Source organism: Pseudomonas sp. ADAK21 (genome assembly GCF_012935735.1).
GTDB classification, from domain to species: domain Bacteria; phylum Pseudomonadota; class Gammaproteobacteria; order Pseudomonadales; family Pseudomonadaceae; genus Aquipseudomonas; species Aquipseudomonas proteolytica.
On sequence record NZ_CP052857.1, the window covers coordinates 2,483,136 to 2,508,557 of the forward strand.

General features: G+C 61.6%; 20 protein-coding genes and 1 pseudogene. 11 read left to right on the forward strand and 10 right to left on the reverse strand.

Translation table 11 applies throughout. From position 1 onward, the window contains the following. Positions 1-18: 18 nt before the first annotated feature. The 9 genes from phaC (HKK57_RS11260) to HKK57_RS11300 form a co-directional block, all read right to left on the reverse strand. Positions 19-1,701 (reverse strand): class II poly(R)-hydroxyalkanoic acid synthase, encoded by a 1,683-nt coding sequence (gene phaC, locus HKK57_RS11260; protein WP_169390172.1) that lies wholly within the window; start codon positions 1,699-1,701, stop codon positions 19-21. Positions 1,702-1,803: 102 nt separating this feature from the next. Further along, on the reverse strand, positions 1,804-2,661 hold the full coding sequence (gene phaZ, locus HKK57_RS11265; protein ID WP_029296035.1) for a poly(3-hydroxyalkanoate) depolymerase: 858 nt from the start codon (positions 2,659-2,661) through the stop codon (positions 1,804-1,806). A 195-nt stretch (positions 2,662-2,856) separates the two neighbouring features. Next, positions 2,857-4,536 (reverse strand): class II poly(R)-hydroxyalkanoic acid synthase, encoded by a 1,680-nt coding sequence (phaC, locus tag HKK57_RS11270; protein WP_029296037.1) that lies wholly within the window; start codon positions 4,534-4,536, stop codon positions 2,857-2,859. A 249-nt stretch (positions 4,537-4,785) separates the two neighbouring features. Then, positions 4,786-5,163: a gamma-butyrobetaine hydroxylase-like domain-containing protein gene (locus HKK57_RS11275; protein WP_029296039.1), complete on the reverse strand. Its 378-nt coding sequence runs from the start codon at positions 5,161-5,163 to the stop codon at positions 4,786-4,788. Positions 5,164-5,325: 162 nt separating this feature from the next. Beyond that, complete coding sequence (gene hslU, locus HKK57_RS11280) at positions 5,326-6,663, reverse strand: ATP-dependent protease ATPase subunit HslU (RefSeq protein ID WP_029296041.1); 1,338 nt, start codon at positions 6,661-6,663, stop codon at positions 5,326-5,328. 38 nt (positions 6,664-6,701) lie between these two features. Beyond that, a complete protein-coding gene (gene hslV, locus HKK57_RS11285) occupies positions 6,702-7,232 on the reverse strand; it encodes an ATP-dependent protease subunit HslV (RefSeq protein WP_017738857.1) in 531 nt (176 codons plus the stop codon). A gap of 495 nt (positions 7,233-7,727) precedes the next feature. Continuing rightward, complete coding sequence (locus HKK57_RS11290) at positions 7,728-8,429, reverse strand: SPOR domain-containing protein (protein WP_029296044.1); 702 nt, start codon at positions 8,427-8,429, stop codon at positions 7,728-7,730. Between the two features lies 1 nt (position 8,430). Next, positions 8,431-10,167 (reverse strand): arginine--tRNA ligase, encoded by a 1,737-nt coding sequence (argS, locus tag HKK57_RS11295; protein WP_029296047.1) that lies wholly within the window; start codon positions 10,165-10,167, stop codon positions 8,431-8,433. Between the two features lie 204 nt (positions 10,168-10,371). Next, positions 10,372-12,591, reverse strand: a complete 2,220-nt coding sequence (locus HKK57_RS11300; protein WP_029296049.1) for a primosomal protein N' — start codon at positions 12,589-12,591, stop codon at positions 10,372-10,374. Positions 12,592-12,793: 202 nt separating this feature from the next. Here HKK57_RS11300 and rpmE point away from each other — a divergent pair, with 202 nt between their 5' ends. From rpmE to HKK57_RS11315, 3 genes are all read left to right on the forward strand, one after another. Further along, entirely contained in the window at positions 12,794-13,024 is a 231-nt protein-coding gene (gene rpmE, locus HKK57_RS11305; protein ID WP_029296053.1) for a 50S ribosomal protein L31, read from the forward strand. A gap of 14 nt (positions 13,025-13,038) precedes the next feature. Further along, complete coding sequence (locus HKK57_RS11310) at positions 13,039-13,845, forward strand: thermonuclease family protein (protein WP_169390173.1); 807 nt, start codon at positions 13,039-13,041, stop codon at positions 13,843-13,845. Between the two features lie 182 nt (positions 13,846-14,027). Further along, positions 14,028-15,296 (forward strand): malic enzyme-like NAD(P)-binding protein, encoded by a 1,269-nt coding sequence (locus HKK57_RS11315; protein WP_029296057.1) that lies wholly within the window; start codon positions 14,028-14,030, stop codon positions 15,294-15,296. A 183-nt stretch (positions 15,297-15,479) separates the two neighbouring features. Here HKK57_RS11315 and HKK57_RS11320 read toward each other — a convergent pair whose 3' ends face one another. Further along, entirely contained in the window at positions 15,480-17,924 is a 2,445-nt protein-coding gene (locus HKK57_RS11320) for a penicillin-binding protein 1A (RefSeq protein WP_371128933.1), read from the reverse strand. Positions 17,925-18,144: 220 nt separating this feature from the next. Here HKK57_RS11320 and pilM point away from each other — a divergent pair, with 220 nt between their 5' ends. The 8 genes and pseudogenes from pilM (at position 18,145) to HKK57_RS11360 (ending at position 25,235) form a co-directional block, all read left to right on the forward strand. Further along, positions 18,145-18,798 carry a type IV pilus biogenesis protein PilM gene (gene pilM / locus HKK57_RS11325; RefSeq protein WP_092232896.1) on the forward strand — a complete coding sequence of 218 codons (654 nt, stop codon included), beginning with the start codon at positions 18,145-18,147 and terminating at the stop codon, positions 18,796-18,798. Beyond that, positions 18,798-19,349 carry a PilN domain-containing protein gene (locus HKK57_RS11330; RefSeq protein ID WP_029296063.1) on the forward strand — a complete coding sequence of 184 codons (552 nt, stop codon included), beginning with the start codon at positions 18,798-18,800 and terminating at the stop codon, positions 19,347-19,349. Before pilM ends, HKK57_RS11330 begins: the two co-directional genes overlap by 1 nt. Then, entirely contained in the window at positions 19,346-19,966 is a 621-nt protein-coding gene (locus HKK57_RS11335; protein WP_050492912.1) for a type 4a pilus biogenesis protein PilO, read from the forward strand. The genes HKK57_RS11330 and HKK57_RS11335 overlap by 4 nt, the downstream gene beginning before the upstream one ends. Before the next feature lie 140 nt (positions 19,967-20,106). Further along, positions 20,107-20,478: pseudogene (locus tag HKK57_RS26965) on the forward strand (pilus assembly protein PilP); the annotation flags it as partial. A 69-nt stretch (positions 20,479-20,547) separates the two neighbouring features. Next, positions 20,548-21,879 (forward strand): type IV pilus secretin PilQ, encoded by a 1,332-nt coding sequence (locus HKK57_RS11345; protein ID WP_092232908.1) that lies wholly within the window; start codon positions 20,548-20,550, stop codon positions 21,877-21,879. 4 nt (positions 21,880-21,883) lie between these two features. Further along, entirely contained in the window at positions 21,884-22,402 is a 519-nt protein-coding gene (aroK, locus tag HKK57_RS11350; RefSeq protein ID WP_029296072.1) for a shikimate kinase AroK, read from the forward strand. A gap of 147 nt (positions 22,403-22,549) precedes the next feature. Then, entirely contained in the window at positions 22,550-23,650 is a 1,101-nt protein-coding gene (gene aroB, locus HKK57_RS11355; RefSeq protein WP_057958082.1) for a 3-dehydroquinate synthase, read from the forward strand. Positions 23,651-23,660: 10 nt separating this feature from the next. After that, positions 23,661-25,235 (forward strand): SPOR domain-containing protein, encoded by a 1,575-nt coding sequence (locus tag HKK57_RS11360; protein WP_092232914.1) that lies wholly within the window; start codon positions 23,661-23,663, stop codon positions 25,233-25,235. The last annotated feature ends 187 nt before the right edge of the window (positions 25,236-25,422 follow it).

A 25,422-nucleotide genomic window follows, 5' to 3' on the forward strand; every position in this document is an offset into this window, starting at 1 on the left:
GTTCAAGGGGCCAGGGTGTCAGCGAACCCGCACATAGGTGCCGGGCGCCGCCTCCATCGGTGGGTAGTTCTGGTTGCCCAGGGCCGTCAGGGTCTCGCGCTGCACCCCGCTGCGTTGCTGGATCCACTCAAGCCACTGCGGCCACCAACTGCCCTCGATATGGCTGGCGTCGTAGTACCAGGCGCGCGGGTCGCTGCTCAGCTTGAGGTTTTCGACAAAGTTGGCCTTGGGGTTGCCCGGTGGGTTGAGGATGCTCTGGATGTGCCCGCTGTTGGAGAGCACGAAGCGTTTTTCACCGCCCAGCAGCAAGGTCGAGCGGTAGACCGCGTCCCAGGGCGTGATGTGATCGTTGATCCCGGCCACGCTGAAGCTGTCGACCGTGACTTTCTGCAAATCGATGGGCGTACCACACACTTCCAGGCCACCGGGATGGCTCAGCGGGTTGTGCTTGAAGAAGTCCAGCAGATCGCCGTGCAAGGCCGCCGGCAAGCGGGTGTTGTCGTTGTTCCAGTACAGGATGTCGAACGCCGGTGGTTCCTTGCCCAGCAGGTAGTTGTTGATCCAGTAGTTCCAGATCAGGTCGTTGGGGCGTATCCAGGCGAAGACCTTGGCCATGTCGCGGCCATCCAGCACCCCTTGTTGGTAGGAGCGGCGCTTGGCTGCCTCCAGGGTCTGTTCGTCGGCAAACAGCATGGCGGGGCTGTCGATCTGGCTGTCCAGCAGGCTGACCAGGTAGGTGGCGCTGGCGACCCGGCGTTGTTGGCGCTTGGCCTGCAGGTGGCCTTGCAGGGCCGCGATGGTCAGGCCACCGGCGCAGGCGCCCATCAGGTTCACTTCACGGGCGCCGCTGATTGCCCGGCAGATATTCAGCGCCTCTTCCAGCGCCGCCACATAAGTGGACAGGCCCCATTCGCGATGGCGCACATCCGGGTTGCGCCAACTGACCATAAACACCTGCAGGCCGTTCTTCAGGGCGTACTGCACGAAGCTGTTGGCCGGGCTCAAATCGAAAATGTAGTACTTGTTGATTTGCGGCGGCACCACCAGCAGCGGCTTGGCGTACTGTTTTTCGCTCATGGGCTTGTACTGGATCAACTCCAGCAGTTCATTGCGAAACACCACTGAGCCTGGCGTGGTGGCGACTGTCTTGCCCACCTCAAACGCCTGCTTGCTGACCTGGCGCGGCAGGCCGTTGTTGTGCAGCACGTCATCGAACAGATTGCCCATGCCGCGTACCACGCTGTTGCCACCGGAGTTGAGCAACTCCTTGATCGCCAGCGGGTTGAGCAGGGTGTTGGACGGCGACACCGCATCGTTGAGCAACGAGAAGACAAAGTGTGCTCGCGCGCGATCGTCGTCACTCAAGTGGCTGTCGTCGATCCAGTGCCGGGTCTGCTTCTGCCAGCTCAAATAGGCTTGCAGGCTGCGCCGGTACAGGGGGTTGAGTTTCCAGGTGGGGTCGGCAAAGCGGCTGTCGTGGGGGTTGGGCTCATGTACGGTTTCACCCAATAGCACCCGACCCAGTTGCCCACCCAGTGCCAGGGCATGGCGGGCGCTGTGCAACGGGTTGCGCAAGCCATGGGCCGCGACACTGCGTAGGGTCGACAGCAGATCCCGGCCGCGCAGGCCGGTGATTGCACTTTGTGCATTGATGAACGCGGCGGGTGTGGGGGCCGGGACATTTACGGGTCTGTCACGCATGGGTCAACACTCCTTCGTCAATTCGCCAACAAGCACGCCAGTTCAGAACCATAGTCGGTTCTGGCCAAGTTGCGCGTAAGGGTCGTCCTGACCCGCTACTGCTCAGGTATTGCTGTAGGGCGCCGGCTGCGGATGGATCACCGCACGCAAGCGTTCTTCCTGGAGAAACTTCATGATGATCGGTGCCACCGCTTCGGCCCGGGTAATCAGGAACAGATGGCCGTCGTCGATGATGTGCAACTGCGCATTGGGAATGCGCCAGGCCAGCATGCGCATATTGACCAGCGGGATCAGCGGGTCGTCGTCGCCGGCCAGCACCAGGGTCGGCTGCTTGATCTTGTGCAGCCAGTGAATGCTGGTCCAGCCCAGGCCTGCGAACAGTTGCCAGTAGTAGCCCAGCTTGCCCGCCGAGCGCACTTTGCTCGCGTGCTCGGCGGCCAGCTTTGAATCCCGGCGGAACGAGCCGCCATAAATCATTGGCGCGATGCGCACCACGTGGGACGGTTGGATGTAGCGCCGGGGGCTGGCCATCAGCCACAGCACTTTTGGCTTGCCCGGCACCATGAAGGCGCCGGCGGCGGTGGCGGCCAGGATCAGTTTCTTGCAGCGTTCCGGGTAGTCATAGGCAAACTGCTGCGCCAGGGCGCCGCCCCAGGAAACCCCAACGGCATTGACCTGGCCGTAGTCCAGGTAATCGAGCATGCGCGCGGTGAGCTTGGCCAGGCCGGGAAAGCGATAGGGGCGGCTGGGTGTCGACGAGCCGCCGACACCGGGTACATCGAAGGCAATCACTTCCAGGTCCGGATCCAGGGCCTGGACGAACGGAAACACCAGCTCAAGGTTGGCGCCGATGCCGTTGAAAATCAGCAGTGGCGTCAAGTGAGACTTGCCCGGTCGTACCGCCGTGCGGATGGTCTGGCCATCCAGGTCGATGGTACGGAAGATGAACGGTTGCGGCATGCTCAAACCCTGTGAAGTGTTACTGCTGGAATGCGGCCCATGTAGGAGCGGGCTTGTGTGGGAGCGGGCTTGCCCGCGATGGCATCAACTCGGCCTGACAGAGACACCGTGTTGCCTGCATCGCGAGCAAGCCCGCTCCCACCCTGACCGAGTTCCCACATTTGATCCCATTTCAATCGCGCAAAAGTGTTTGCCTTAGCGCTCGTGAACGTATGTGCCGGGTGCAGCCTCTGCCGCTGCGTAGGTCTTGTTACCCAAACTCGTAGGTGCTTTCTTTAGCTTGCCCGAGCGTTCCCCTATCCAGCCCTGCCAGTGCAGCCACCATGAGTCGGTATGTTTGGTGGCGTTTTCCTGCCAGTCCAAGGCCTTCTCGCCCATGCTCTCGCTGGTCTGGTAGCGCGCCTTCGGGTTGCCGGGCGGGTTGAGGATGCTCTGGATATGCCCGCTGCTGGACAATACGAACTCGACCTTGCCGCCAAACAATTGCGCCGACTTGTAGCAGGACTGCCACGGTGTGATGTGGTCGTTGGTGCCCGCCAGCGAGTAGATGTCGGCCGTCACCTGCTTGAGATCGATCGGTGTACCGCACACTTCCAGGGCATTGGCCCGTATCAGCGGGTTGTTCTTGAACAGCTCGATCAGGTCGCCATGGAAGGCCGCGGGCAGGCGCGTGGTGTCGTTGTTCCAGAACAGGATGTCGAACACCGGCGGCTCATTGCCCAGCAGGTAGTTGTTGACCCAGTAATTCCAGATCAGGTCATTGGGGCGCATCCAGGCGAAGACCTTGGCCATGTCCCGGCCTTCCAGGACGCCGGCCTGATAGGAGTGGCGCTTGGCTGATTCCAGGGTCTGCTCGTCGACGAACAGGGCCACCTGGGTGTCAAGGGTGGTGTCCAGCACGCTCACCAGCAAGGTCAGGGCGTTGACCTTCTTCTCGCCCAGCGCCGCATAGTGGCCCAGCAGCGCGGTGCAAGTGATGCCTCCCGAGCAGGCGCCGAGCATGTTGATGTCTTTGCTGCCGGTAATCGCGGTCACCACATCGACCGCCTCTTTGAGCGCCTCGATGTAGGTCGACAGGCCCCATTCGCGCTGGGCCTTGGTGGGGTTGCGCCAACTGACAATAAAGGTCTGCTGGTTATTGCGCAGGCAAAAGCGCGCCAGGCTCTTGTCCGGACTCAGGTCGAATACATAAAACTTGTTGATCTGCGGCGGCACCACCAGCAGTGGCCGTTCGTGCACCTGCTCGGTGATCGGTTTGTACTGGATCAACTCCAGCACGTCATTGCGAAACACCACCGCGCCTTCACTGGTGCCCAGGCTCTTGCCCACTTCAAAGGCGCCCATGTTCACCTGGCTCGGCATGCCGCCGTTATGGACCAGGTCCTTGGCCAGGTGCGAGAGGCCATCGAGCAGGCTCTTGCCACCGGTTTCAAAGAAGCGTTTGACGGCGGCCGGGTTGGCGGCACTGTTGGTTGGCGCCATGGCCTCGGTCATCAGGTTGATGACGAAGTGCCCGCGGCTGATGTCCTGTTCCGACAGGTTGCTGTCGCCGATCCAGTCGTGCAATTCCTTGCGCCACGCCAGATAGGTTTGCAGGTAGCGCTTGTAGAGCGGGTTCTGGCTCCAGGCCGGGTCGTTGAAGCGACGGTCATCGCTTTCCGGGGCAAGTTCGGACTTGCCGAACACCACGTTCTTCAATTCGACGCCAAAGTGGGCGACGTGCTTGACGCTGTGTAACGGTTGCTTGATGGCCTGGGTCAGCACCATCCGCGCAGAAGCCAATAAATCCTTTTTGCGTAACGCGATGATCGGGTTCAGCCCCAGGGTGTTTTCCGAGGCCTGGCGTTTCAAGTCATCGTTATTCTTATTACTCATCTACGACGCTCCATTGTCCGAAAGACGAGTACCGGGTACCGCTGTGCCCCAACTATCGAGGCACAACACAAGCCTGGTACTGCTGCTCGGGTGACCGTTGATACCACATCGTCAAATGCAGGGAACTTGCCAATTCCATTGGTTACCCGAGTTTTATTTAATGCGCAAGCGGGCCAATCGTTGGCCACACGACAGGGCATTCAAGCAGATGAAATTAGAAAATGCCCACTAATGAGCAAGAAGCCTGAGTTAGAGCATCAGCTTGACGACGGACTGGCTCGGGTCGCGGGTTTTTCCGGCCGCCTTGAGCTCGGCAAGATAGTCGGCCCACAACGCGTCCTGACGTACGGCGAGTTGGTAGAGGTAGTCCCAGGTGAACAGTCCGCTGTCATGCCCGTCATCGAAGGTCAATTTCAGTGCGTACTGCCCGGCGGGTTCGATCTTGGTCAGGCCGACATTGAGCTTGCCGAATTGCAGGATCGGATTGCCGTGGCCCTGGACCTCGGCGGAAGGCGAGTGCACCCGCAGCAGTTCGGCACTCAGGTGATAGACCTCGTCCGGCCCGTAGGTCAGCGACAGGGTCTTGGAGGCTTTGTGCAGGTTGATGGCGGTGGGCATTTTAGACATTGGGGGAACCGCTCATGGATGATCCTGAAGGAACCGGCTTTAAAATGTGGGAGCGGGCTTGCTCGCGAATGCGGTGGGTCAGTCACAGTTGCATAAACTGACCCACCGCATTCGCGAGCAAGCCCGCTCCCACATTAAAGCAGAGCGGTTCCTGTGTGAGGCTTACAGGATATAACGAGACAAGTCTTCGTTCTGCGCCAATTCGCCCAGGTGGCTGTTGACGTAGTCGGCGTCGATCTTGATCGCCACGCCATTCTGCGCGCCCGCCATGTCGCCGGCGCTGAAGGAAACTTCCTCCAGCAAGCGCTCAAGCAAGGTATGCAGGCGACGGGCGCCAATGTTCTCGGTCTTCTCGTTGACCTGCCAGGCAATCTCCGCCAGGCGCTTGATACCGTCCGGCAGGAACTCGATGCCCAGGCCTTCGGTCTTCAGCAGCTCGCGGTATTGCTCGGTGAGCGAGGCGTGCGGTTCGCTGAGAATGCGCTCGAAATCGCCAGGGGTCAGCGCCTTGAGTTCCACGCGAATCGGCAGGCGGCCTTGCAGCTCCGGCACCAGGTCGCTTGGCTTGCTCAGGTGGAACGCACCAGACGCGATAAACAGGATGTGGTCAGTCTTGACCATGCCCAGCTTGGTATTCACCGTGCAGCCTTCGATCAGCGGCAACAGGTCGCGCTGTACGCCTTCGCGGGACACATCGACGCCCCCGGAGTTACCGCGCTTGGCCACCTTGTCGATCTCGTCGATAAACACGATACCGTGCTGCTCGACGGCTTCCAGGGCCTTGGCCTTGAGTTCTTCCTCGTTGACCAGGCGCCCGGCCTCCTCATCGCGCACCAGCTTGAGCGCGTCCTTGACCTTGAGCTTGCGGTTTTTCTTCTTGCCCTTGCCCATATTGGCAAACAGGTTCTGCAACTGGCTGGTCATTTCTTCCATGCCAGGCGGAGCGGAGATGTCGACGCCAGCGTGTTCGGCGACTTCGATCTCGATTTCCTTGTCGTCCAACTGGCCTTCACGCAAGCGCTTGCGGAACAGCTGGCGCGTGTTGGAATCCGAGGCGGGAGCAGCGTCTTCATTGAAACCGGTACGTGCCGGTGGCAGCAGGGCATCGAGGATGCGCTCTTCGGCAGCGTCTTCAGCGCGATGGCTGACCTTGGTCATTTCCTGTTCGCGCAGCAGCTTCAGGGCGGCGTCGGCCAGATCACGGATGATCGACTCGACGTCACGGCCCACATAGCCAACTTCGGTGAACTTGGTGGCTTCGACCTTGATGAACGGCGCGTTGGCCAGCTTGGCCAGGCGACGGGCGATCTCGGTCTTGCCGACACCGGTCGGGCCGATCATCAGGATGTTCTTGGGCGTTACTTCAACGCGCAATTCTTCGGGCAGTTGCATCCGGCGCCAGCGGTTACGCAGGGCGATGGCAACGGCGCGCTTGGCATCGTCCTGGCCGATGATATGGCGATTGAGTTCATGGACGATTTCGCGGGGAGTCATGGACATAGTGGTGTGTGGTCCTCAAGCAGGAAAAAGCCGACGGCTTATTCCGCGAGGTCCTGCTCCTCAATGGTCAGGTTGTGGTTGGTGAACACGCAGATATCGCCGGCGATACCCAGGGCGGTCTCGACGATTTCCCGGGCCGACAGGTCGGTTTTCTTCAGCAGTGCGCTGGCGGCGGCCTGGGCGTAGCCGCCGCCGGAACCCATGGCGATCAGGCCGTTCTCGGGCTCAACCACGTCACCGTTGCCGGTGATGATCAGGGACGCGTCTTTGTTGGCGACGGCGAGCATGGCCTCGAGGCGGCTGAGGGAGCGATCGGTGCGCCACTCCTTGGCCAGCTCGACAGCGGCGCGCACCAGATGGCCCTGGTGTTTTTCCAGTTGGCCTTCAAAGCGTTCGAACAGGGTAAAGGCGTCAGCGGTGGCCCCTGCAAAACCGGCAAGGACCTGGCCGTGGTACAGGCGACGCACTTTTTTGGCGTTGCCTTTCATCACGGTATTGCCAAGGGAAACCTGGCCGTCGCCGCCCATGACGACTTTGCCGTGGCGACGAACTGAAACGATGGTGGTCAAGGGGAGAGTCTCCACGCTGCGGGGCGAAAATGCCCTGATGAAACTCATATGGGGGTGGCGGGGGAGATTTCAACCGTAGGAAGGATACGCGCACGAGTGGTGTCTAGCGGGCTGGCACAGGCTTGAGCGCACTATAAAACCAGTGTGGGAGCTGGCTGGCCTGCGATAGCGGTGTATCAGTCACTGAAAATATTGACTGATACACCGCTATCGCAGCATAGGTATCTACACAACTTTGCCGCAACGCCTAGATCCAGGCAGATAGCGCAGTTGTGGCGAGCGGGCTTGCCCCGCGCTGGGCTGCGAAGCAGCCCCAATAAGCCGAATGCGTTGTACCAGATACACCGCAGCGGCTGGTTTTGGGGCTGCTTCGCAGCCCAGCGCGGGGCAAGCCCGCTCGCCACGGGGGAGTTCGTCAGTTTCTGAAAGTTGTGTAGATACCTGTGGCTATCGCAGGCAAGCCAGCTCCCACATTTGATTCGTGTTGACTGTGGATCAGCGGCTCTGGCGTTGTTGTAACAACAGGTTGCTAAAGCCAGCGCCCGCCAGTTGTTTCTGCGCCACGGTCAGCTGTTCACGGTTGCTGAACGGCCCGACCAACACGCGATACCAGGTCGCCTCCTTCACCGTCCCGGACTCCACCGTCACGGTCTGCCCGAGCAGGATGATCTGCGCACGCACCCGATCGGCATCCGCCTGCTTGGGGAACGATCCCGCCTGCAGGAAGAACTTGGTCACCGGCGCCGCCTTGGTGGTGGCGACCGGTGGTGCCGGCGGCGGGGTAATCCCGGCCAGTGCCGCCTGGGCGCGCGCGGTGTCGATCTTCGCTGCTTCCGCCGGGGTTACCGGGGTGGTCGGCACCTGCGGTGTCGGCAGGGTTTTCTCCGGCACGGCGTCTTGCGGCACGATCACTTCCGACTCCGGCAGCAGCGTGTAGAAGTCGTATTTCGGCTTCACAGGCGCGGTCGGGCTCGGTGGTGTCTTGTTCGCTTCGGCGATCTTGCTGGCCTTCTGTTGCTCCTGCTTGACCCGCTTGACGTCTTCACCCTGGCCCGGCTCCAGTTTCATCAGGAACACGATAAACGCACCGACCGACAGGCCGATGGCCAGCCACATCCAGCCCGGGATCGGTTGTTTGGCCGGTGCCTGGTAGCGGCTGGCGCCGCGCTTGGGTGCAGGTTTTTTCTTGGCTGCCAACTTACATACGCTCCAGAGTTTCCAGGCCCAACAGTTCCAGGCCTTGCTTGAGGGTCCGTCCAGCCAGTGCGGCGAGGCGCAGGCGGCTTTGCTTTTGCGTTTCGTCGTCGGCACTCAGGATCGGGCAGTTCTCGTAGAAGCTGGAGAACAACCCGGCGACTTCATACAGGTAGGTGCACAGGATATGCGGCGTGCCTTTCTCGCCCACGCTGTTGAGTACTTCGCCGAACTGCGCCAGCTTGGCGGCCAGGTCATGCTCTTGCGGCGCTTGCAGGATGATCTGGCCGTCGACTTCGCTGAAATCCTTGCCCAGCTTGCGGAATACGCCCGCCACACGGGTGTAGGCATAGAGCAGGTACGGCGCGGTGTTGCCTTCGAAGTTGAGCATCAGTTCGAAGTTGAAGCTGTAGTCGCTGGTACGGTGCTTGGACAGGTCGGCGTATTTCACCGCGCCAATCCCCACCACCCGGGCGATGTTGCGCAGGTCGGCATCGGCCAGTTCCGGGTTCTTTTCCTTCACCAGGTTGTAGGCACGCTCCTGGGCTTCGTTCAGCAGGTCGATCAGCTTCACGGTGCCGCCGTCGCGGGTCTTGAACGGACGGCCATCGGCGCCGTTCATGGTGCCGAAGCCCATGTGTTCCATGTGCATCGGGTGGGTGACGAAACCGGCGCGGCGCGCCACTTCGAACACTTGCTGGAAGTGCAGGGCCTGGCGCTGGTCGACGAAATACAGCGCACGGTCGGCCTTGAGCACGCCGCTGCGGTAGCGCACGGCCGCGAGGTCAGTGGTGGCATACAAATAACCGCCATCGGCCTTGACGATGATCACTGGCAGCGGCTCGCCGTCGGCGGTCTTGAATTCGTCGAGGAACACGCACTGGGCGCCGTTGCTTTCAACCAGCAGGCCCTTGGCCTTGAGGTCGTTGACCACATTGATCAGGTCGTCGTTGTAGGCGCTTTCGCCCATGACGTCGGCCATGGTCAGCTTGACGTTCAGCAGTTCGTAGATTTTCTGGCAGTGGGACAGGGAAATATCGCGGAAGCGTGCCCACAGCTCCAGGCATTCCTGGTCGCCGGCCTGCAGCTTGACCACCAGACCACGGGCGCGGTTGGCGAACTCTTCGGATTCGTCGAAGCGCTTCTTGGCGGCGCGGTAGAAGTTTTCCAGGTCCGACAGTTCGTTGCTGGTGATGGGGTTTTCTTGCAGGTACGCCATCAGCATGCCGAATTGCGTGCCCCAGTCGCCCACGTGGTTCTGGCGGATCACGGTATCGCCGAGGAACTCCAGGACCCGCGCCACGCCGTCGCCAATGATGGTCGAGCGCAGGTGGCCAACGTGCATTTCCTTGGCCAGGTTGGGGGCCGACAGGTCGATGGCCACACGCTGTACCGGGCCGGCCTTGCGTACGCCGATTTTGGCGTCGGCCAGGGCGGCGTCCAGGCGTGAAGCCAGGGCCTGGGTGTTCTGGAAAATATTGATAAAGCCGGGGCCGGCGATTTCGGCCTTGCTCACCTGTGGGTCGGCCGGCAGTGCGGCAATGATTTTTTCCGCAAGGTCCCGCGGTTTCATGCCTGCAGGCTTGGCCAGCATCATTGCGATGTTGCTGGCGAAGTCACCGTGGGTCTTGTCTCGAGAGTTTTCCACCTGGATCGCCGGCGTCAGGCCTTCAGGCAACACACCTTCGTTGACGAGTTGGGTGAGGGCTTGTTGGATCAACTGGCGAATTGTGTCTTTCATGGTGTTCTCTTTCGACCGCAAGCGGCGGTGCGCGATGCGCAGGTGGAAAAACTGGACATTATCCGGTGCGAGGGCGGGCTTGCCAACCATCAAGGTCCGTTACTGGACCTGCGGGCCTCATCGCGGGCCAGCCCGCTTCCACATTTTGATGTGTGAATACCGTCAAATGTGGGAGCTGGCTTGCCTGCGATAGCAATTTATCTCTCAGTACAAATCCACCGGATCGACATCCAACGACCATCGCACCTGTCGCCCGCTGGGCATTTGCTCCAGCGCAAGCAACCAGCTACTTAATAGCCGATGCAGCGGTGCGCGGGCGGTGGCTTGCAATAGGAGCTGTGCGCGATAACGTCCGGCGCGCCGTTCCATCGGTGCTGGCACAGGGCCCAGCAACTCGATGCCGCTCAGACCCAGCTCACCGAGCAAACGTTCAGCCGCGCTGCACGCTTCATCCAGGAAACTTTCGGCCTGCCCCGGCTTATGGGCTTCGGCGCGTAACAGTGCGAGGTGCGCAAAAGGCGGCAGGCCGGCGGAGCGACGTTCGCTCAGCGCCTGCTCGGCGAAGGCGAAGTAGCCTTGTTCTGTCAGTTGAATCAGCAGTGGGTGGTCGGCCAAGTGGGTCTGGATGATCACTTTGCCCGGTTCCTCGGCACGCCCGGCGCGGCCTGCGACCTGCACGATCAGTTGTGCCATGCGTTCACTGGCGCGAAAGTCCCCGGAGAACAACCCGCCATCGGCATCCAGGATCGAGACCAAGGTCACGCGCGGGAAGTGATGGCCTTTAGCAAGCATCTGCGTGCCGACCAGGATGCACGGCTGGCCTTTCTGGATGGTGGCGAACAACTGGTTCATCGCGTCCTTGCGCGACGTACTGTCGCGGTCTACACGCAGCACCGGGAAGTCCGGAAACAGAATCCCCAGGCGTTCCTCGGCGCGCTCGGTGCCTGCGCCCACTGGCCGCAGGTCGACTTTGCCGCATTGCGGGCAATGGCGTGGCACCCGTTCCACATGGCCGCAGTGGTGGCAGCGCAACTCGCCGGAGCGCTGGTGTACGGTCATCCGCGCGTCGCAACGGTTGCATTCCGACATCCAGCCGCAATCGTGGCACAGCAGGGTCGGCGCAAAGCCCCGGCGATTGAGGAACACCAGCACTTGCTGGCCGGCAGCCAGGGTCTGGCCGATGGCTTGTTGCATCGGCCCGGAAATACCGCTGTCCAGTGGCCGGCTTTTTACATCCAGGCGCAGGAAACGCGGTTGCTTGGCACCGCCCGCCCGTTCGTTGAGGCGCAGCAGGCCGTAGCGCCCGGTATAGGCGTTGTGCAGGCTCTCCAGGGAGGGCGTGGCCGAGCCCAGCACAATCGGGATGTTTTCCTGGCGTGCGCGCACCAGGGCCAGGTCGCGGGCGTGGTAGCGCAGGCCTTCCTGCTGCTTGTAGGAGCCGTCGTGTTCTTCGTCGATGATGATCAGGCCGGGGTTTTTCATCGGCGTGAACAGCGCCGAGCGGGTGCCGATAATAATGTCGGCCTCGCCGTCCCGCGCGGCAAGCCAGGACTCCAGGCGCTCGCGGTCGTTGACGGCCGAGTGCACCAGGGCGATCCGCGCATTGAAGCGCTGCTCGAAGCGCGCCAGGGTCTGGGGGCCGAGGTTGATCTCGGGGATCAGCACCAGCGCCTGCTTGCCGGCTTCCAGGGTTTCGCGGATCAACTGCAAATAGACTTCGGTCTTGCCGCTGCCGGTGACGCCGGCCAGCAGGAACGCGTGGAAGCTGTCGGCGCCAGCGCTGATGGCTTCAAAGGCGGCGCGCTGTTCCGGGTTCAGCGGCAGTTCCGGTTGGGCCAGCCAGTGCTCATGGCGCTCGCCGGGTGCATGGCGGCGGATTTCCACTTGCACCAGGTCCTTGGCCAGCAGCAGGTCCAGGCTGTCCTTGCTCAACATCAGTTTGCTCAGCAACTGATGGGCAACGCCGTGGGGGTGCTGCGCCAGGGTGGCCAGGGCTTCACGCTGGCGCGGGGCGCGGGCGATGCGTGGGTCGTCCAGGCGTGCGCCGGGGGCCATCGACCAGAAACGCTCCTGGCGGGCCTCGGCCAGCTCGCCCTGGCGCAACAGCACCGGCAAGGCCCAGCTCAAGGTGTCGCCCAGGCTGTGCTGGTAATACTGGGAGGTCCACAGGCACAGCTTGAACAGCGACGCCGGCAGCGGTGGCGTGGCATCGAGGATGGCCAGGGCCGGCTTGAGCTTTTCTGCTGGCACTTCGCTGTGGTCCGCCACTTCGATCAGGATCCCGATCATCTCCCGTCGGCCGAACGGCACGCGCACGCGCATCCCCGGCTGCAGCTGCGCCCGCACCACACCGGCAGGCGCCCGATAATCGAACAGGCGGCGCAGGGGCGAGGGCAGGGCGAGGCGCAAAATGGCGTCGGGCACGCGGGAAATTCTCATATGGCAGGCGGTGAAGAAGGGCGCGAGCCTAGCAGACCCGCAGGGGAGTGTCCTGCCACAGTTTCTGATGAAAGGGGGCATGGCGGCGCTTGCGCGTTTAAAAAGCTCTGGTAGAATCCGCGGCCTAATTACGTGCGGTATTCGACAATAGTGTCGAGTGGCGGCACGCTAGCCTGAGGAAGACACCATGAAAGCCGATATCCATCCAGCGTACGAAACCATCCAAGTTACTTGCAGCTGCGGCAACAAGTTCGAAACTCGTTCGAACCTGTGCAAGCCACTGGGTACTGACGTATGCAACGAGTGCCACCCGTTCTACACCGGTAAGCAGAAGACTCTGGATACTGGCGGCCGTGTACAGCGCTTCGCCGACCGTTTCGGTGCTTTCGGCAAGAAAGCTCCAGCTGCTGCAGAGTAAGGTTCAAAAGCCTGATGGGCTTTTACCTGCTAATGAAAAAGGCGTCCCTTGCGGGCGCCTTTTTTGTGCCTGCGATTTGGTTGTCGGCCGCCCAGGCCGAGGTGTTTTGCCCCGCCCCTGCAGCGATCAGTACCGTCGAGGTGCAGCGCGTGGTCGACGGCGACACCGTCCGCCTCAAGGACGGCCGCAGTGTGCGGATGATCGGCGTCAATGCCCCGGAGACCGGCAAGAAAGGCCGCCCGGACGAGCCATTCGCCGTAGCAGCGCACCAACGCCTGCAAGGGTTGGTGGATGCCAGTGGTGGCCGGGTCGGGGTGGTGCCGGGCCGTGAGGGCAAGGACCGTTACGGGCGGACCCTGGCCCATCTTTATGGGGCCAACGGCGCGAACCTGGAGGCCCAACTGCTCGCCGAGGGCCTCGGATTCCTGGTGGCGGTGGCGCCCAATGTCGACTTGGTCACCTGCCAGCAAGCGGCCGAACGCAGTGCGCGGGCTGCCAGGTTGGGCCTGTGGCGCCAGTCGCCCGTGCACAAAGCCGAGCAAATCAGGCAGTCGGGCTTTGCCGTGGTCAGTGGCCGCGTAAGCAAGGTCGAACGCAATCGTGGCGGGATCTGGATCGAATTGCAGGGCTCTCTGGTATTACGGGTTGCACCCAATCTTGTCGGACAATTCGATGACGCCTTGCTCCGGCGCCTGCAAGGCCAGGATATCGAGGCCCGTGGCTGGGTGGTGGACCGCTCTCGGCGTGGCGGCCTGAAAAGTGGCCAGGCGCGTTGGCTGCTCCCGTTGACCGATCCCGGCATGCTGCAATTGGCACAATAAGAAAAATTGTAGACATTTTTTCTATCGATTGTGAACAGTTGTAGGCCTTGTATCCCGTGGCTCTTGGCCGAAAGTCGTAGGGTAGGGCCCTTGACACCTGTGACTGCTCAGTCTTGTGGGGACTTTGCGAGGCGAGTATCCTCGGCGATCCGTCGTCCAACAGTAAAAAGCGGAATGCCGATATGTCTGATTTGAAAACTGCCGCTCTCGAATATCATGCCCATCCTCGTCCAGGAAAGCTGAGTGTCGAGCTCACCAAAGCCACTGCTACCGCACGCGACCTGTCGCTGGCGTACAGCCCCGGTGTAGCCGAGCCCGTGCGTGAAATCGCCCGCGATCCCGAACTGGCCTACAAATACACCGGCAAGGGCAATCTGGTTGCAGTGATTTCTGATGGCACCGCGATTCTTGGCCTGGGTAATCTCGGCCCATTGGCGTCCAAGCCAGTGATGGAAGGCAAGGGCGTACTGTTCAAGCGCTTTGCCGGCATCGACGTCTTCGACATCGAAGTCGACTCCGAAAGCCCGCAGGCCTTCATCGACACCGTCAAGCGCATCTCCATCACCTTCGGTGGCATCAACCTGGAAGACATCAAGGCACCTGAGTGCTTCGAGATCGAAAAGGCCCTGATCGAACAGTGCGACATCCCGGTTTTCCACGATGACCAGCACGGCACCGCGATCGTTACCGCGGCCGGCATGATCAACGCCCTGGAAATCGCTGGCAAAACCCTGTCCGACGCGAAGATCGTCTGCCTGGGCGCCGGCGCTGCGGCCATCTCCTGCATGAAGCTGATCGTGAGCATGGGCGCGCGCCTTGAAAACATCTACATGGTCGACAGCAAGGGCGTGATCCAGTCCGAGCGTACCGACCTGAACCAGTACAAGGCGATGTTTGCTCACCCGTCCTCCAAGCGCACCCTGGCAGACGCACTTGACGGTGCTGACGTGTTCGTCGGCCTGTCCGGCCCGAACCTGCTGAGCGCCGAAGGCCTGAAGTCCATGGCGGCCAACCCGATCGTGTTCGCCTGCTCGAACCCTGATCCGGAAATCGCCCCGGAACTGGCACACGCCACCCGTAACGACGTGATCATGGCCACTGGCCGTTCGGACTACCCGAACCAGGTCAACAACGTACTGGGCTTCCCGTTCATCTTCCGTGGCGCCCTGGACGTTCGCGCCAAGCGCATCAACGAAGAGATGAAAGTGGCTGCCGCCAATGCCCTGCGTGAACTGGCCAAGCTGCCGGTACCCCAGGACGTGTGCGACGCCTACGGTGGCGGCAAACTGGAATTCGGCCGTGAGTACATCATCCCGAAACCAATGGATAAGCGCCTGATCACCGTGATCTCCGATGCCGTGGCCAAGGCCGCCATCGAGACAGGTGTGGCAACCCTGCCGTATCCGAAGAACTACCCGCTGCAAAGCGTGGATGATGTGTTCAACGGCTAAGCCGTTGTAGCGCACCAACAAAAAGCCCCGGCTCTTGCGAGTCGGGGCTTTTTTGTGGCTGGCAGAATGCAGGCTCAAATGTGGAGCGGGCTTGCCCGCGATGGCGGTGTATCAGCAACAAATGCATCAACTGACAGGCTGCTATCGCGGGCAAGCCCGCTCCCACAAGGGGGTCTGTGTTAATCAGAACAGATCGATCGGCGCCGACTCATCCGCCGGCAACGGGCTGCCCGGTGCCACGCCATTGCCCAGTTCATTCATCGACGGCGGCGTGTCTTCGCTCTTGAACAGTTCAAAGTACGCATTCGGCGTGCCGGGTGTAGCAGCGCGGCCGCTGATCGGGTCGATGCGCAGGCTCAGGATGCCTTCCGGCTCGGCCTGGGTGTGCGCCGGCTTGTCCTTGAGGGCGCCGCCCATGTAGCTCATCCAGATCGGCAGCGCGACGGTGCCGCCGTATTCGCGGCGACCGAGGCTTTCTGGCTGGTCGTAACCAGTCCAGACGGTGGTGATGTAGTCGGCGTTGTAGCCGGAGAACCACGCATCCTTGGATTCGTTGGTGGTACCGGTCTTGCCTGCCAGGTCTGTGCGGCCCAGGGCCAGCGCACGGCGGCCGGTGCCGCGCTTGATCACGTCCTGCAGCATGCTGGTGAGGATATAGGTGGTACGTCCGTCAACCACACGCTCAGCCACCGCCGGTGTTTGCGGGGCGGCTGCGGCAGCATCGGCGGGCGCAGCGCCGGGCACGGGCTCGATGGTGATGCCGCCGTTGGCGGGTGCGGCCAGGCCATCGCTGGCGGCGACACCGTTGGGCACGCTCGGCGGGTTGGCAACAAACAGCGTGTCGCCGTTGCGGCTCTCGATCTTGTCGATCAGGTACGGCGTGATCTTGTAGCCGCCGTTGGCAAACGTACTCCAGCCCGTCGCGATTTCCATCGGGGTGAGGGTGGCGGTGCCCAGGGCCAGCGACAGGTTGGGCGGCAGGTCCTGCTTGTTGAAGCCAAAGCGGGTCATATAGTCGATGGTCTTGCCCACGCCCATCGCCTGCAGCAAGCGGATCGACACCAGGTTGCGCGACTTGTACAGCGCCTCGCGCACGCGGATCGGGCCGAGGAAGGTGTTGGTGTCGTTCTTCGGGCGCCAGACCTTGTCCAGGTACTCGTCGACAAACACGATAGGCGCGTCGTTGACCAGGCTGGCTGCGGTATAGCCGTTATCCAGCGCGGCACTGTAGACAAATGGCTTGAAGCTGGAGCCCGGCTGGCGCTTGGCCTGAGTGGCGCGGTTGTAGTTGCTCTGCTCGAAGGCGAAGCCGCCGACCAAGGCGCGGATCGCACCGTTCTGCGGGTCCAGGGATACCAGGGCGCCCTGGGCGACCGGGACCTGGCTGAATTTCAGGCTGTCGTCCTTCTGGCGCTGCACGCGGATCAGGTCACCGACCTGGGCCACGTCCGATGGCTGCTTGGGCATCGGCCCCATGCTGTTGGTGTTCAGGAAGGGGCGCGCCCACTTCATGCTGTCCCACGCCACATGTTCTTCGCCGCTGCGGGTCAGCACCTGCACGCCATCTTTCTTCACTTGGGTGACGATGGCCGGATCCAGGCCGCTGATGGAGCGCTGTTTACCCAGTTCGACCGTCCAGGCGCTCAGGGTCTTGCCCGGCAGGCGCGATTCCGGCCCACGGTAGCCATGGCGCTGGTCGTAGGTGATCAGCCCTTCATGCACAGCGTTGTTGGCGATTTCCTGCAAATTGCTCGGAATTGTCGTAGTGACGCGGAAACCTTCGGTGTAGGCGTCGCTGCCATAGCGGCCGACCATTTCGGCGCGGGCCATCTCGGCGATGTACGGTGCGCTGACTTCTGGCGTCGGTACGTGGTAGCTGGCGTTCAACGGCTCGGCCACCGCCGTTTCATAAGCGTTCTGGTCGATCTTGCCCAGCTTGTACATGCGCCCCAGGATCCAGTCGCGACGTTCTTTGCTGCGGGCCGGGTTGGCCAGCGGGTTGAAGCGCGACGGCGCCTTGGGCAGGCCGGCAATCATTGCCATTTGTGCCAGGCTGGCGTCACGAATCGACTTGCCGTAGTACACCTGGGACGCCGCCTCGATCCCGTAGGCGCGGTTGCCCAGGTAGATCTTATTGACGTACAGCTCAAGGATTTCATCCTTGGTCAGTTGGCGTTCGATCTGCAGCGCCAGGAGGATTTCCGTGGCCTTGCGCGAGAAGCTGCGCTCGCTGGTGAGGAAGAAGTTCTTCGCCACCTGCATGGTGATGGTGCTGCCGCCCGATTGAATGTGTCCGCTTTTTACCAGTTGTGTGGCCGCGCGCACCAGGCTGCTGGGGTCCACGCCATAGTGGTTGGCAAAATTATCGTCTTCGGCCGAGAGCAGGGCATTGATGAAGTTGGGCGGAATATCGGCGAAACGGATCGGGGTGCGGCGCATTTCGCCGAACTCCGCGATCAGTTTTTCATCGCTGCTGTAGACCCGCAAAGGAATCTGCAACTGGATACTTCTCAGGGCCTCTACCGAGGGCAATCCAGGACTAAGGTAGAGATAGGCGCCGCTGAACACGAGCAGCAGCCCGCAAACGATAGCGACGAAGGAGTACCCGAAAAACTTCAGCAGACGAATCAAGGCTTTTGGATTTCCAGAGAAAAGAATGAGTTAGGTGTCGGGATAGGCATGACTAGGAATGTATCGACCCGACCTGCGGATAAAAAGCGGGAAAAAACGCTGGGCATTAAAGCATTTTTCGCCTCGGGGCGTCATGGGCGCGGCTCAACCGAGCCGACCGAATGCATCAAACCCGGAACTGACCAGCCCTGAGACAGGCAAAGCTTTAGGGAGTTTTATGAGAAAGGGATTTTTCAGGCGAAAAGCCGAAACCGTACTGGGTGTGGACATCCAGGACAGCGGCATCAACGTACTAGAGCTGGCCCGCGCCGGCGAGGGCTATGCCGTGTGCGCGTATGCAAGCCAGCCTTTGCCGGGCCATGCGGTGGTCGACAGTAATATCGTTGATCTGGAGGTTGTCGCGCAGACCATTTCCAAGGCATTGTTCCGGGCGCAGATCCAGGTCACGCAGGCGGCGGTTGCCGTGGCGGGCCCTGCGGTGATCAGCCGGGTGGTTGCGCTGGAGGCTGGGCTTGAGCCCGACGAGATGGAGCAGCGCTTGCGCTGTGAAGCCGACCAGTACATTCCTTATCCGTTGGATGAGGTTGCCATTGATTTTCAGGTGCAGGGCCCATCGGCTCATGAACCCGGTTATGTTGATGTGCTGCTTGTGGCGTGCCTCAAGGAGCAGGTGGAAGCGCGCGAAGCGGTATTGGCCATGGCTGGCCTGGTTGCGCGAGTGGTGGATGTAGAGGCGTTTGCCGTGGCGCGGATGACCGACCAGGTGGTCGCCCGGATAGCGCCGGGGAGTGGGATCAATAGTGCACAATGGGCAGCCGATGCCCAGGGATTGCGGGTCGCCTGCGGTTTGGCCCTCAGGAGTTTCGATTGATGACAAGAATCAACCTTTTACCCTGGCGTGAAGAGCGCGCTGAGCGCCGTCGCAGGTTTTTCCTGATTTTTCTGTTGCTGATCACCACTATTGCATTGGCTGCGGTATGGCTGGCCGACCGGGTCATTGATCGAGCGATTGATCGACAAGTGGCCCGTAACAATCACTTGAGCAAGCAAGTCACGGTATTGGACTCGCGGATCAAGACCATCGACGAACTGCGCGAACAGCGTCAGCAACTGATGGAACGGATGAAAGTGGTCGAAGACCTGCAGGGGCATCGCGCATCCGGCCAGGAGTTGTTCGACCAGTTGGCCCGGGCGATGCCGGATGGCGTCCAACTGAGCGAGGTCAGCGTCAGTGGCACATCGGTGGAGGTCACTGGCACGGCAGTGTCCAGCGATGATGTCGCCCGGCTGATGCGCAGCCTGGAGGCTTCCAACACGCTGCGCGCGCCCAATCTGCGGCATGTCCGGGCCGAGGAGGGTGGTGCAGGCAGCGCCTTCCAGTTGATGGTGGACCATGGGGAGCACCTGGAGACGCAGCGGTGAGTCTTTGGTCCAGCCTGTCAGGGCTGGCACTCCCACAACTCTCCACGCTGTACTGCAACATCGCACGCTGGCCGTTGGCTGGCAGGCTTCTGGTGGGCGCGGTGCTTGCGTTGCTGGTACTGCTGGCGGGGGATGCGGTGTACCTGGGCGGCGCCCGCGAGGTGTTGCAACGCCAGGAAGCAGGGGAAGTAGCGCTGCGCCAGCAGTTTGCTGCAAAAGCCCGGCAAGCCGCGCAATATGACGGGGTGGCGCGTGAGCTTGAGACCTTGCGCATCGCCTTCAACGAGCAGTTGCGGCAAATGCCCACGCTGACGCAGATGCCCGGCCTGCTGGAAGACTTCGCCCGGCTGGGGCAAGCCAGCGGGGTGCTGGTCGAGCAGCTCAGCGTGCTGGACGAGCAGGTGCAGCCCGTGTTCGTCGAGCGGCCGATGCAGCTCAGGCTGCTTGGCACCTATCACGACCTGTTGGCTTTCATCAGCGGGGTGGCTGGGTTGTCGCATATCGTAACCCTGCATGACTTTGTCATTCGCCCTGTGAGTCCACAGGATGGCGCATTGCTGAGTCTGACGATGCTTGCCAAGACCTACAGGTACAGCAACCAGGGAGCATTGCCATGAACCGCCTCATGGTTACGGGCCTGGGCCTGCTGCTTCTGGCGGGGTGCGAGCGTGACCCGCAGTTGCAGGCGCTGAACGACGAGTTGCAATTGATTCGCCGGCAGGTGGTACCTCTTGCTGACGGAACGCCCGCAGCATTGCCGGGGCTGCGGGTTGTCTCCAGCTCGCCACCCGTGCGTGATCCCTTCCAGCCAGCGGGCCAGCCCGCCAGTCGACCCACCGGCAAAGCCGGACCTGCGCCGGACTTCGACCGCCCCCGGCAGTTTCTCGAAGGGTTTGCCTTGGACCAGTTCCAGATGGTCGGCACCTTGTCGCTGGGCGCGCAGACATTTGCCCTGCTGCGTGGCGCCGCAGGTGTTCACCGCCTGGCGGTGGGGGATTACCTGGGGGCCGACCATGGGCGTGTCGTGGCGATCCATGAGGGGCAATTGGAGCTGGTCGAACTTTTTCCCGACGGTGAGGGTGCCTGGCTTGAGCGCCCGCGCACCTTGGTGTTGAACGTGAATTCATAACGGAAGCAAAAAATGAAAAGGATTATTTCGTCCTTCGGTGTGGCGCTATGGATAGCGTTCACGGCACCGATGACTGAGGCTGTGCCCAAGCGGATTGACCTGATTCAGTTGCCACCCCCTGGTGCTTCGCCTTTGGGCGCCGGACGAGGGGCCTATAGCGGTGACAGGCTCTCTCTCAACTTCCAGGACATCGAGGTCCGCGCAGTCCTGCAGCAGATTGCCGACGTGGCTGGCCTCAACCTGGTGGCCGGTGATGATGTGCAGGGCTCGATCACCCTGCGCCTCAAGGACGTGCCCTGGGATCAGGCCCTGGACCTGGTGCTGCAAGCCAAGGGGCTCGACAAGCGGGTGACGGCCAATGTGCTGCTGGTGGCGCCGGCTGAGGAACTGGCCGCCCGTGAGCTGCTGGCCTTGGAGTCGCGCAAGCTGATGACCGAGCTGGCGCCCTTGCGGCGGGAGCTGCTGCAAGTCAATTACGCCAAGGCGGCCGAGTTGGCCAAGCTGTTCCAGTCGGTGAGCGGGCCTGAGGGCGTGGCCGATGAGCGTGGCTCGGTGACGGTAGATGACCGTACCAACAACATCATTGCCTACCAGACGGGGGAGCGCCTGGAGGAGCTGCGGCGCATCGTCAATCAATTGGATATCCCGGTGCGCCAGGTGATGATCGAGGCGCGGATAGTCGAGGCCAATGTCGACTATGACAAAAGCGTGGGCGTGCGCTGGGGTGGGTTGTTGCGCAATAAAGGTCATTGGAGCGGGGGTGGGGTTGGTAAAAGCCCGTCCGGCGAGGGCGAGCCGCCCGATAGCTCGCCGTTCGTTGACCTGGGCGTGGTCAACGCAAGCTCTGGCCTGGGCATCGCGTTTATCACCGATAACGTGCTGCTGGACCTGGAACTCACAGCCATGGAAAAAGGCGGCAATGGCGAGGTGATCTCCCAGCCCAAGGTGGTCACTTCCAACAAGGAGACCGCACGGATTCTCAAGGGCACCGAGATCCCCTACCAGGAAGCCACTGCCGAGGGTGCGACGTCGGTGTCGTTCAAGGAGGCCTCGCTTTCTTTGGAGGTGACGCCGCAAATCACCCCGGATGACCAGGTCATCATGGAGGTCCGGGTGACCAAGGATGAGCCGGACTACCTGAACAAACTCAACGATGTGCCGCCGATCAAGAAGAACGAGGTCACTGCCAAGGTTCTGGTCAGGGACGGCGAGACCATCGTCCTGGGCGGGGTTTTCTCCAAAAACCAAAGCAAGGTGGTAGATAAAGTGCCATTTTTGGGCGATGTGCCGTATCTTGGCCGCCTTTTCCGGCGTGATGTCGTTGCCCAAAGAAAATCCGAGCTGCTGGTATTCCTGACTCCGCGTATTATGAATAACCAGGCGATTGCTGTGAGTCGTTGATTCTGTGCGAAATTTGATTCTTGTAGGGCCGATGGGGGCTGGAAAAAGCACCATCGGCCGTTTGCTGGCCAAAGAGCTGCGCCTGCCATTCAAAGACTCCGATAAGGAAATTGAATTGCGCACGGGCGCCAATATCCCGTGGATCTTCGATAAGGAAGGCGAACTGGGCTTTCGTGACCGCGAGCAGGCGATGATTGCCGAACTGTGCGGCTGCGATGGCGTGGTATTGGCCACCGGCGGCGGTGCGGTGATGCGCGAGGAAAACCGGCGGGCGCTGCATGCCGGCGGTCGGGTGGTCTATTTGCACGCGTCGGTCGAGCAGCAAGTCGGGCGCACCGCACGTGATCGCAATCGGCCATTGCTGCGCACCGCCAACCCCGAGAAAACCCTGCGGGACTTGCTGACGCTGCGCGATCCGCTTTATCGGGAAATCGCCGATCTGGTGGTGGAAACCGATGAACGGCCGCCGCGCATGGTCGTAATCGACATTCTCGAGCGCTTGCAGCAACTTGCGCCCCGTTAAAGCCAGGGCCGAAATGCGCTATCCTCGGCAACGCGTTGCAACCGTCCGAGGTGTGGCGTAGAGCCATCAGGCAGCGTCCGATCTCGACGGTGCCGACAACGTTAATACAGGGCAGGACGCCTGCTTCCATCTTCAGCGCGGGGACACATGCAGACACTTAAGGTCGATCTTGGCGAGCGTAGCTACCCGATCCATATTGGCGAAGGTTTGTTGGACCAGCCCGAGTTACTCGCACCGCATATTGCCGGGCGACAAGTGGCGATCATCTCCAACGAGACAGTGGCGCCGCTCTACCTTGAGCGTCTGAGTCGCAGCCTGGCAGCGTATTCGGTGATTTCGGTGATTCTTCCCGACGGCGAAGCGTTCAAGAACTGGGAAACCCTGCAACTGATCTTTGACGGACTGCTCACCGCGCGCCATGACCGGCGTACCACGGTGGTCGCCCTTGGCGGCGGCGTGATCGGCGACATGGCCGGTTTTGCGGCCGCGTGCTACCAGCGTGGCGTGGACTTTATCCAGGTGCCGACCACCCTGCTGTCCCAGGTCGACTCGTCGGTGGGCGGCAAGACCGGCATCAACCATCCCCTAGGCAAGAACATGGTCGGTGCGTTCTACCAGCCCAACGCCGTGCTGATCGATACTGCCACCCTCAATACCTTGCCGCCCCGCGAGCTGTCGGCGGGCCTGGCGGAAGTCATCAAGTATGGGTTGATCTGTGACGAGCCGTTCCTGACCTGGCTTGAAGAACACGTCGATGCCTTGCGCAACCTGGACCAGGTGGCGCTGACCGAGGCTATCTCCCGCTCCTGCGCGGCCAAGGCCCTGGTGGTCAATGCCGACGAGCGTGAGTCGGGTGTGCGCGCCACCTTGAACCTGGGCCACACCTTCGGCCATGCGATTGAAACCCACATGGGCTATGGTGTCTGGTTGCATGGCGAGGCTGTAGCGGCTGGCACAGTGATGGCTTTGGAGATGTCGCAACGCCTGGGCTGGATCAGTGTCCAAGAGCGTGACCGCGGTATCCGCCTGTTCCAGCGCGCCGGGTTGCCGGTCATTCCTCCCGAGGAAATGACCGAGGCTGACTTCCTCGAACATATGGCGATAGACAAGAAAGTGATCGATGGTCGTTTGCGTCTGGTGCTGTTGCGCCGAATGGGCGAAGCGGTAGTGACCGACGATTATCCGAAAGAGATTCTACAGGCCACGCTGGGAGCGGATTACCGCGCCCTGGCCCAGCTGAAAGGTTAACCAGATCCCGATGACTAGTTTGCATGCCGACGAGGCTTTCCTCGGCCATTACCAGTTGAGCCATGACCCTTTTGCGCCACGGGTCCCCGGTTTCAAGTTTTTCCCTGCGCAGCGCAAGCCGGTGCTTGGGCAGTTGCACCACCTGGCGCGCTACAGCCAGTTGCTGCTGGTGGTCACCGGCCCCTTGGGCAGCGGCAAGACCCTGCTGCGCCAGGCCCTGGTGGCCAGCACCAACAAACAATCGGTGCAGAGCGTGGTGGTTTCCGCCCGTGGCGCCGGCGATGCGGCAGGCGTGTTGCGCCAGGTTGCCCAGGCGCTGGACGTGGCCAATGCCGAGCCGACCGCGATTCTCAAGCAGGTCGTGCAACTGGGGCTGACCGGCCAGGAAGTCTACCTGCTGGTGGACGACGCCGAGCAGCTCGACGAGTCTGCCCTCGAAGCCTTGCTGGCGCTGGCGGCGGGTACGCCGGAAGGTCGTCCCCATGTGTTCCTGTTCGGTGAGGCGTCGCTGATTGCCGATCTGGAGCAGCTCAGTGGCGAGCAAGAGCTGTTTCACGTCATCGAATTGCAGCCCTACGAAGAAGAAGAAACCCGCGAGTACCTGGCCCAGCGCCTTGAAGGTGCTGGCCAGGGCATCGAACTTTTCTCTGCGCAGCAGATCTCTGATATTCACGAAAGCTCCGACGGCTGGCCTGGCACCATCAACCAGGTGGCCCGGGATGCGATGATTGAAGCAATGATTGCCAGCCGCTCTGCGGTTAAGCGTCCAAAGATGGGGTTCACCATGCCGAAGAAACACGTACTGGCGATTTCTGCTGTTGTCGTGGTTGCCGTTGCCGCCGCCTGGCTGATTCCTGGCCGCAGCAAGGCCCCGACCGCTCCGGGCGCACCGACCGAGCAGGCCCAATTGCCACTGGGCAAGCCCACCACCAATGGCGCACCAGCCGTTGAGTTTGCCGGGTCCGGCCAGCCTACCAACCTGCCGATGGTCGGCCAGCCGGTCATGCGTGGCCCGCTGGCAGAAGAAGCCGGTGCCATTTCCGAAGGCGATGACGGTGTGCCGGTAGAAGGCTCCAGCGCCACGCCACCAACCGTTACCACCGTGGCTCCACCACCGGGCGCAACAGCCAGCGCTGCACCGGTGCCTGCGGCCACGCCAACGCCTGCCCCGACCCAGGTCGCCACCGCCAAGCCAGCCCCGGCGCCAGTGGTCAAGCCGACGCCAGCTCCTGCGGCCAAGCCAGCGCCTGTCGCCAAGCCTGCTGAAAAACCGGTGACCGTGGCCAAGGCCGCTGCCGGCAGTGGCTGGTACGGTAGCCAGCCGGCCAAGAACTACGTGGTGCAGATCCTCGGCACCAGCTCCGAAGCCAACGCCCAGGCGTTCGTGAAAGAGCAGGGCGGCGAGTACCGTTATTTCAAGAAAGTGCTCAACGGCAAGCCTCTCTACGTGATCACCTACGGTAGTTTCTCGAGCCGCGCGGCAGCCGATTCCGCGATCAAGGCCTTGCCAGCGAAGGTTCAGGCTGGTAAACCTTGGCCTCGCACTGTTGCCAGCGTTCAACAAGAACTCGCAACAACTCGCTGAAGATCCGGCGACCTTACCCAGGTCGCCCTCCCAGCACCTCAAAAAAAACGACAACAGCGTGCAGCCCTGAAGGCCGCGCGCTTTGTGGTGTCTGCGTCACAGTAGCTTTTGAGTAGCGGCGGTCGAAATTAAAAAAGTTTTGACTAGCACAGCATATCGCTTTAAACCTTTCATAAATGCGACATAG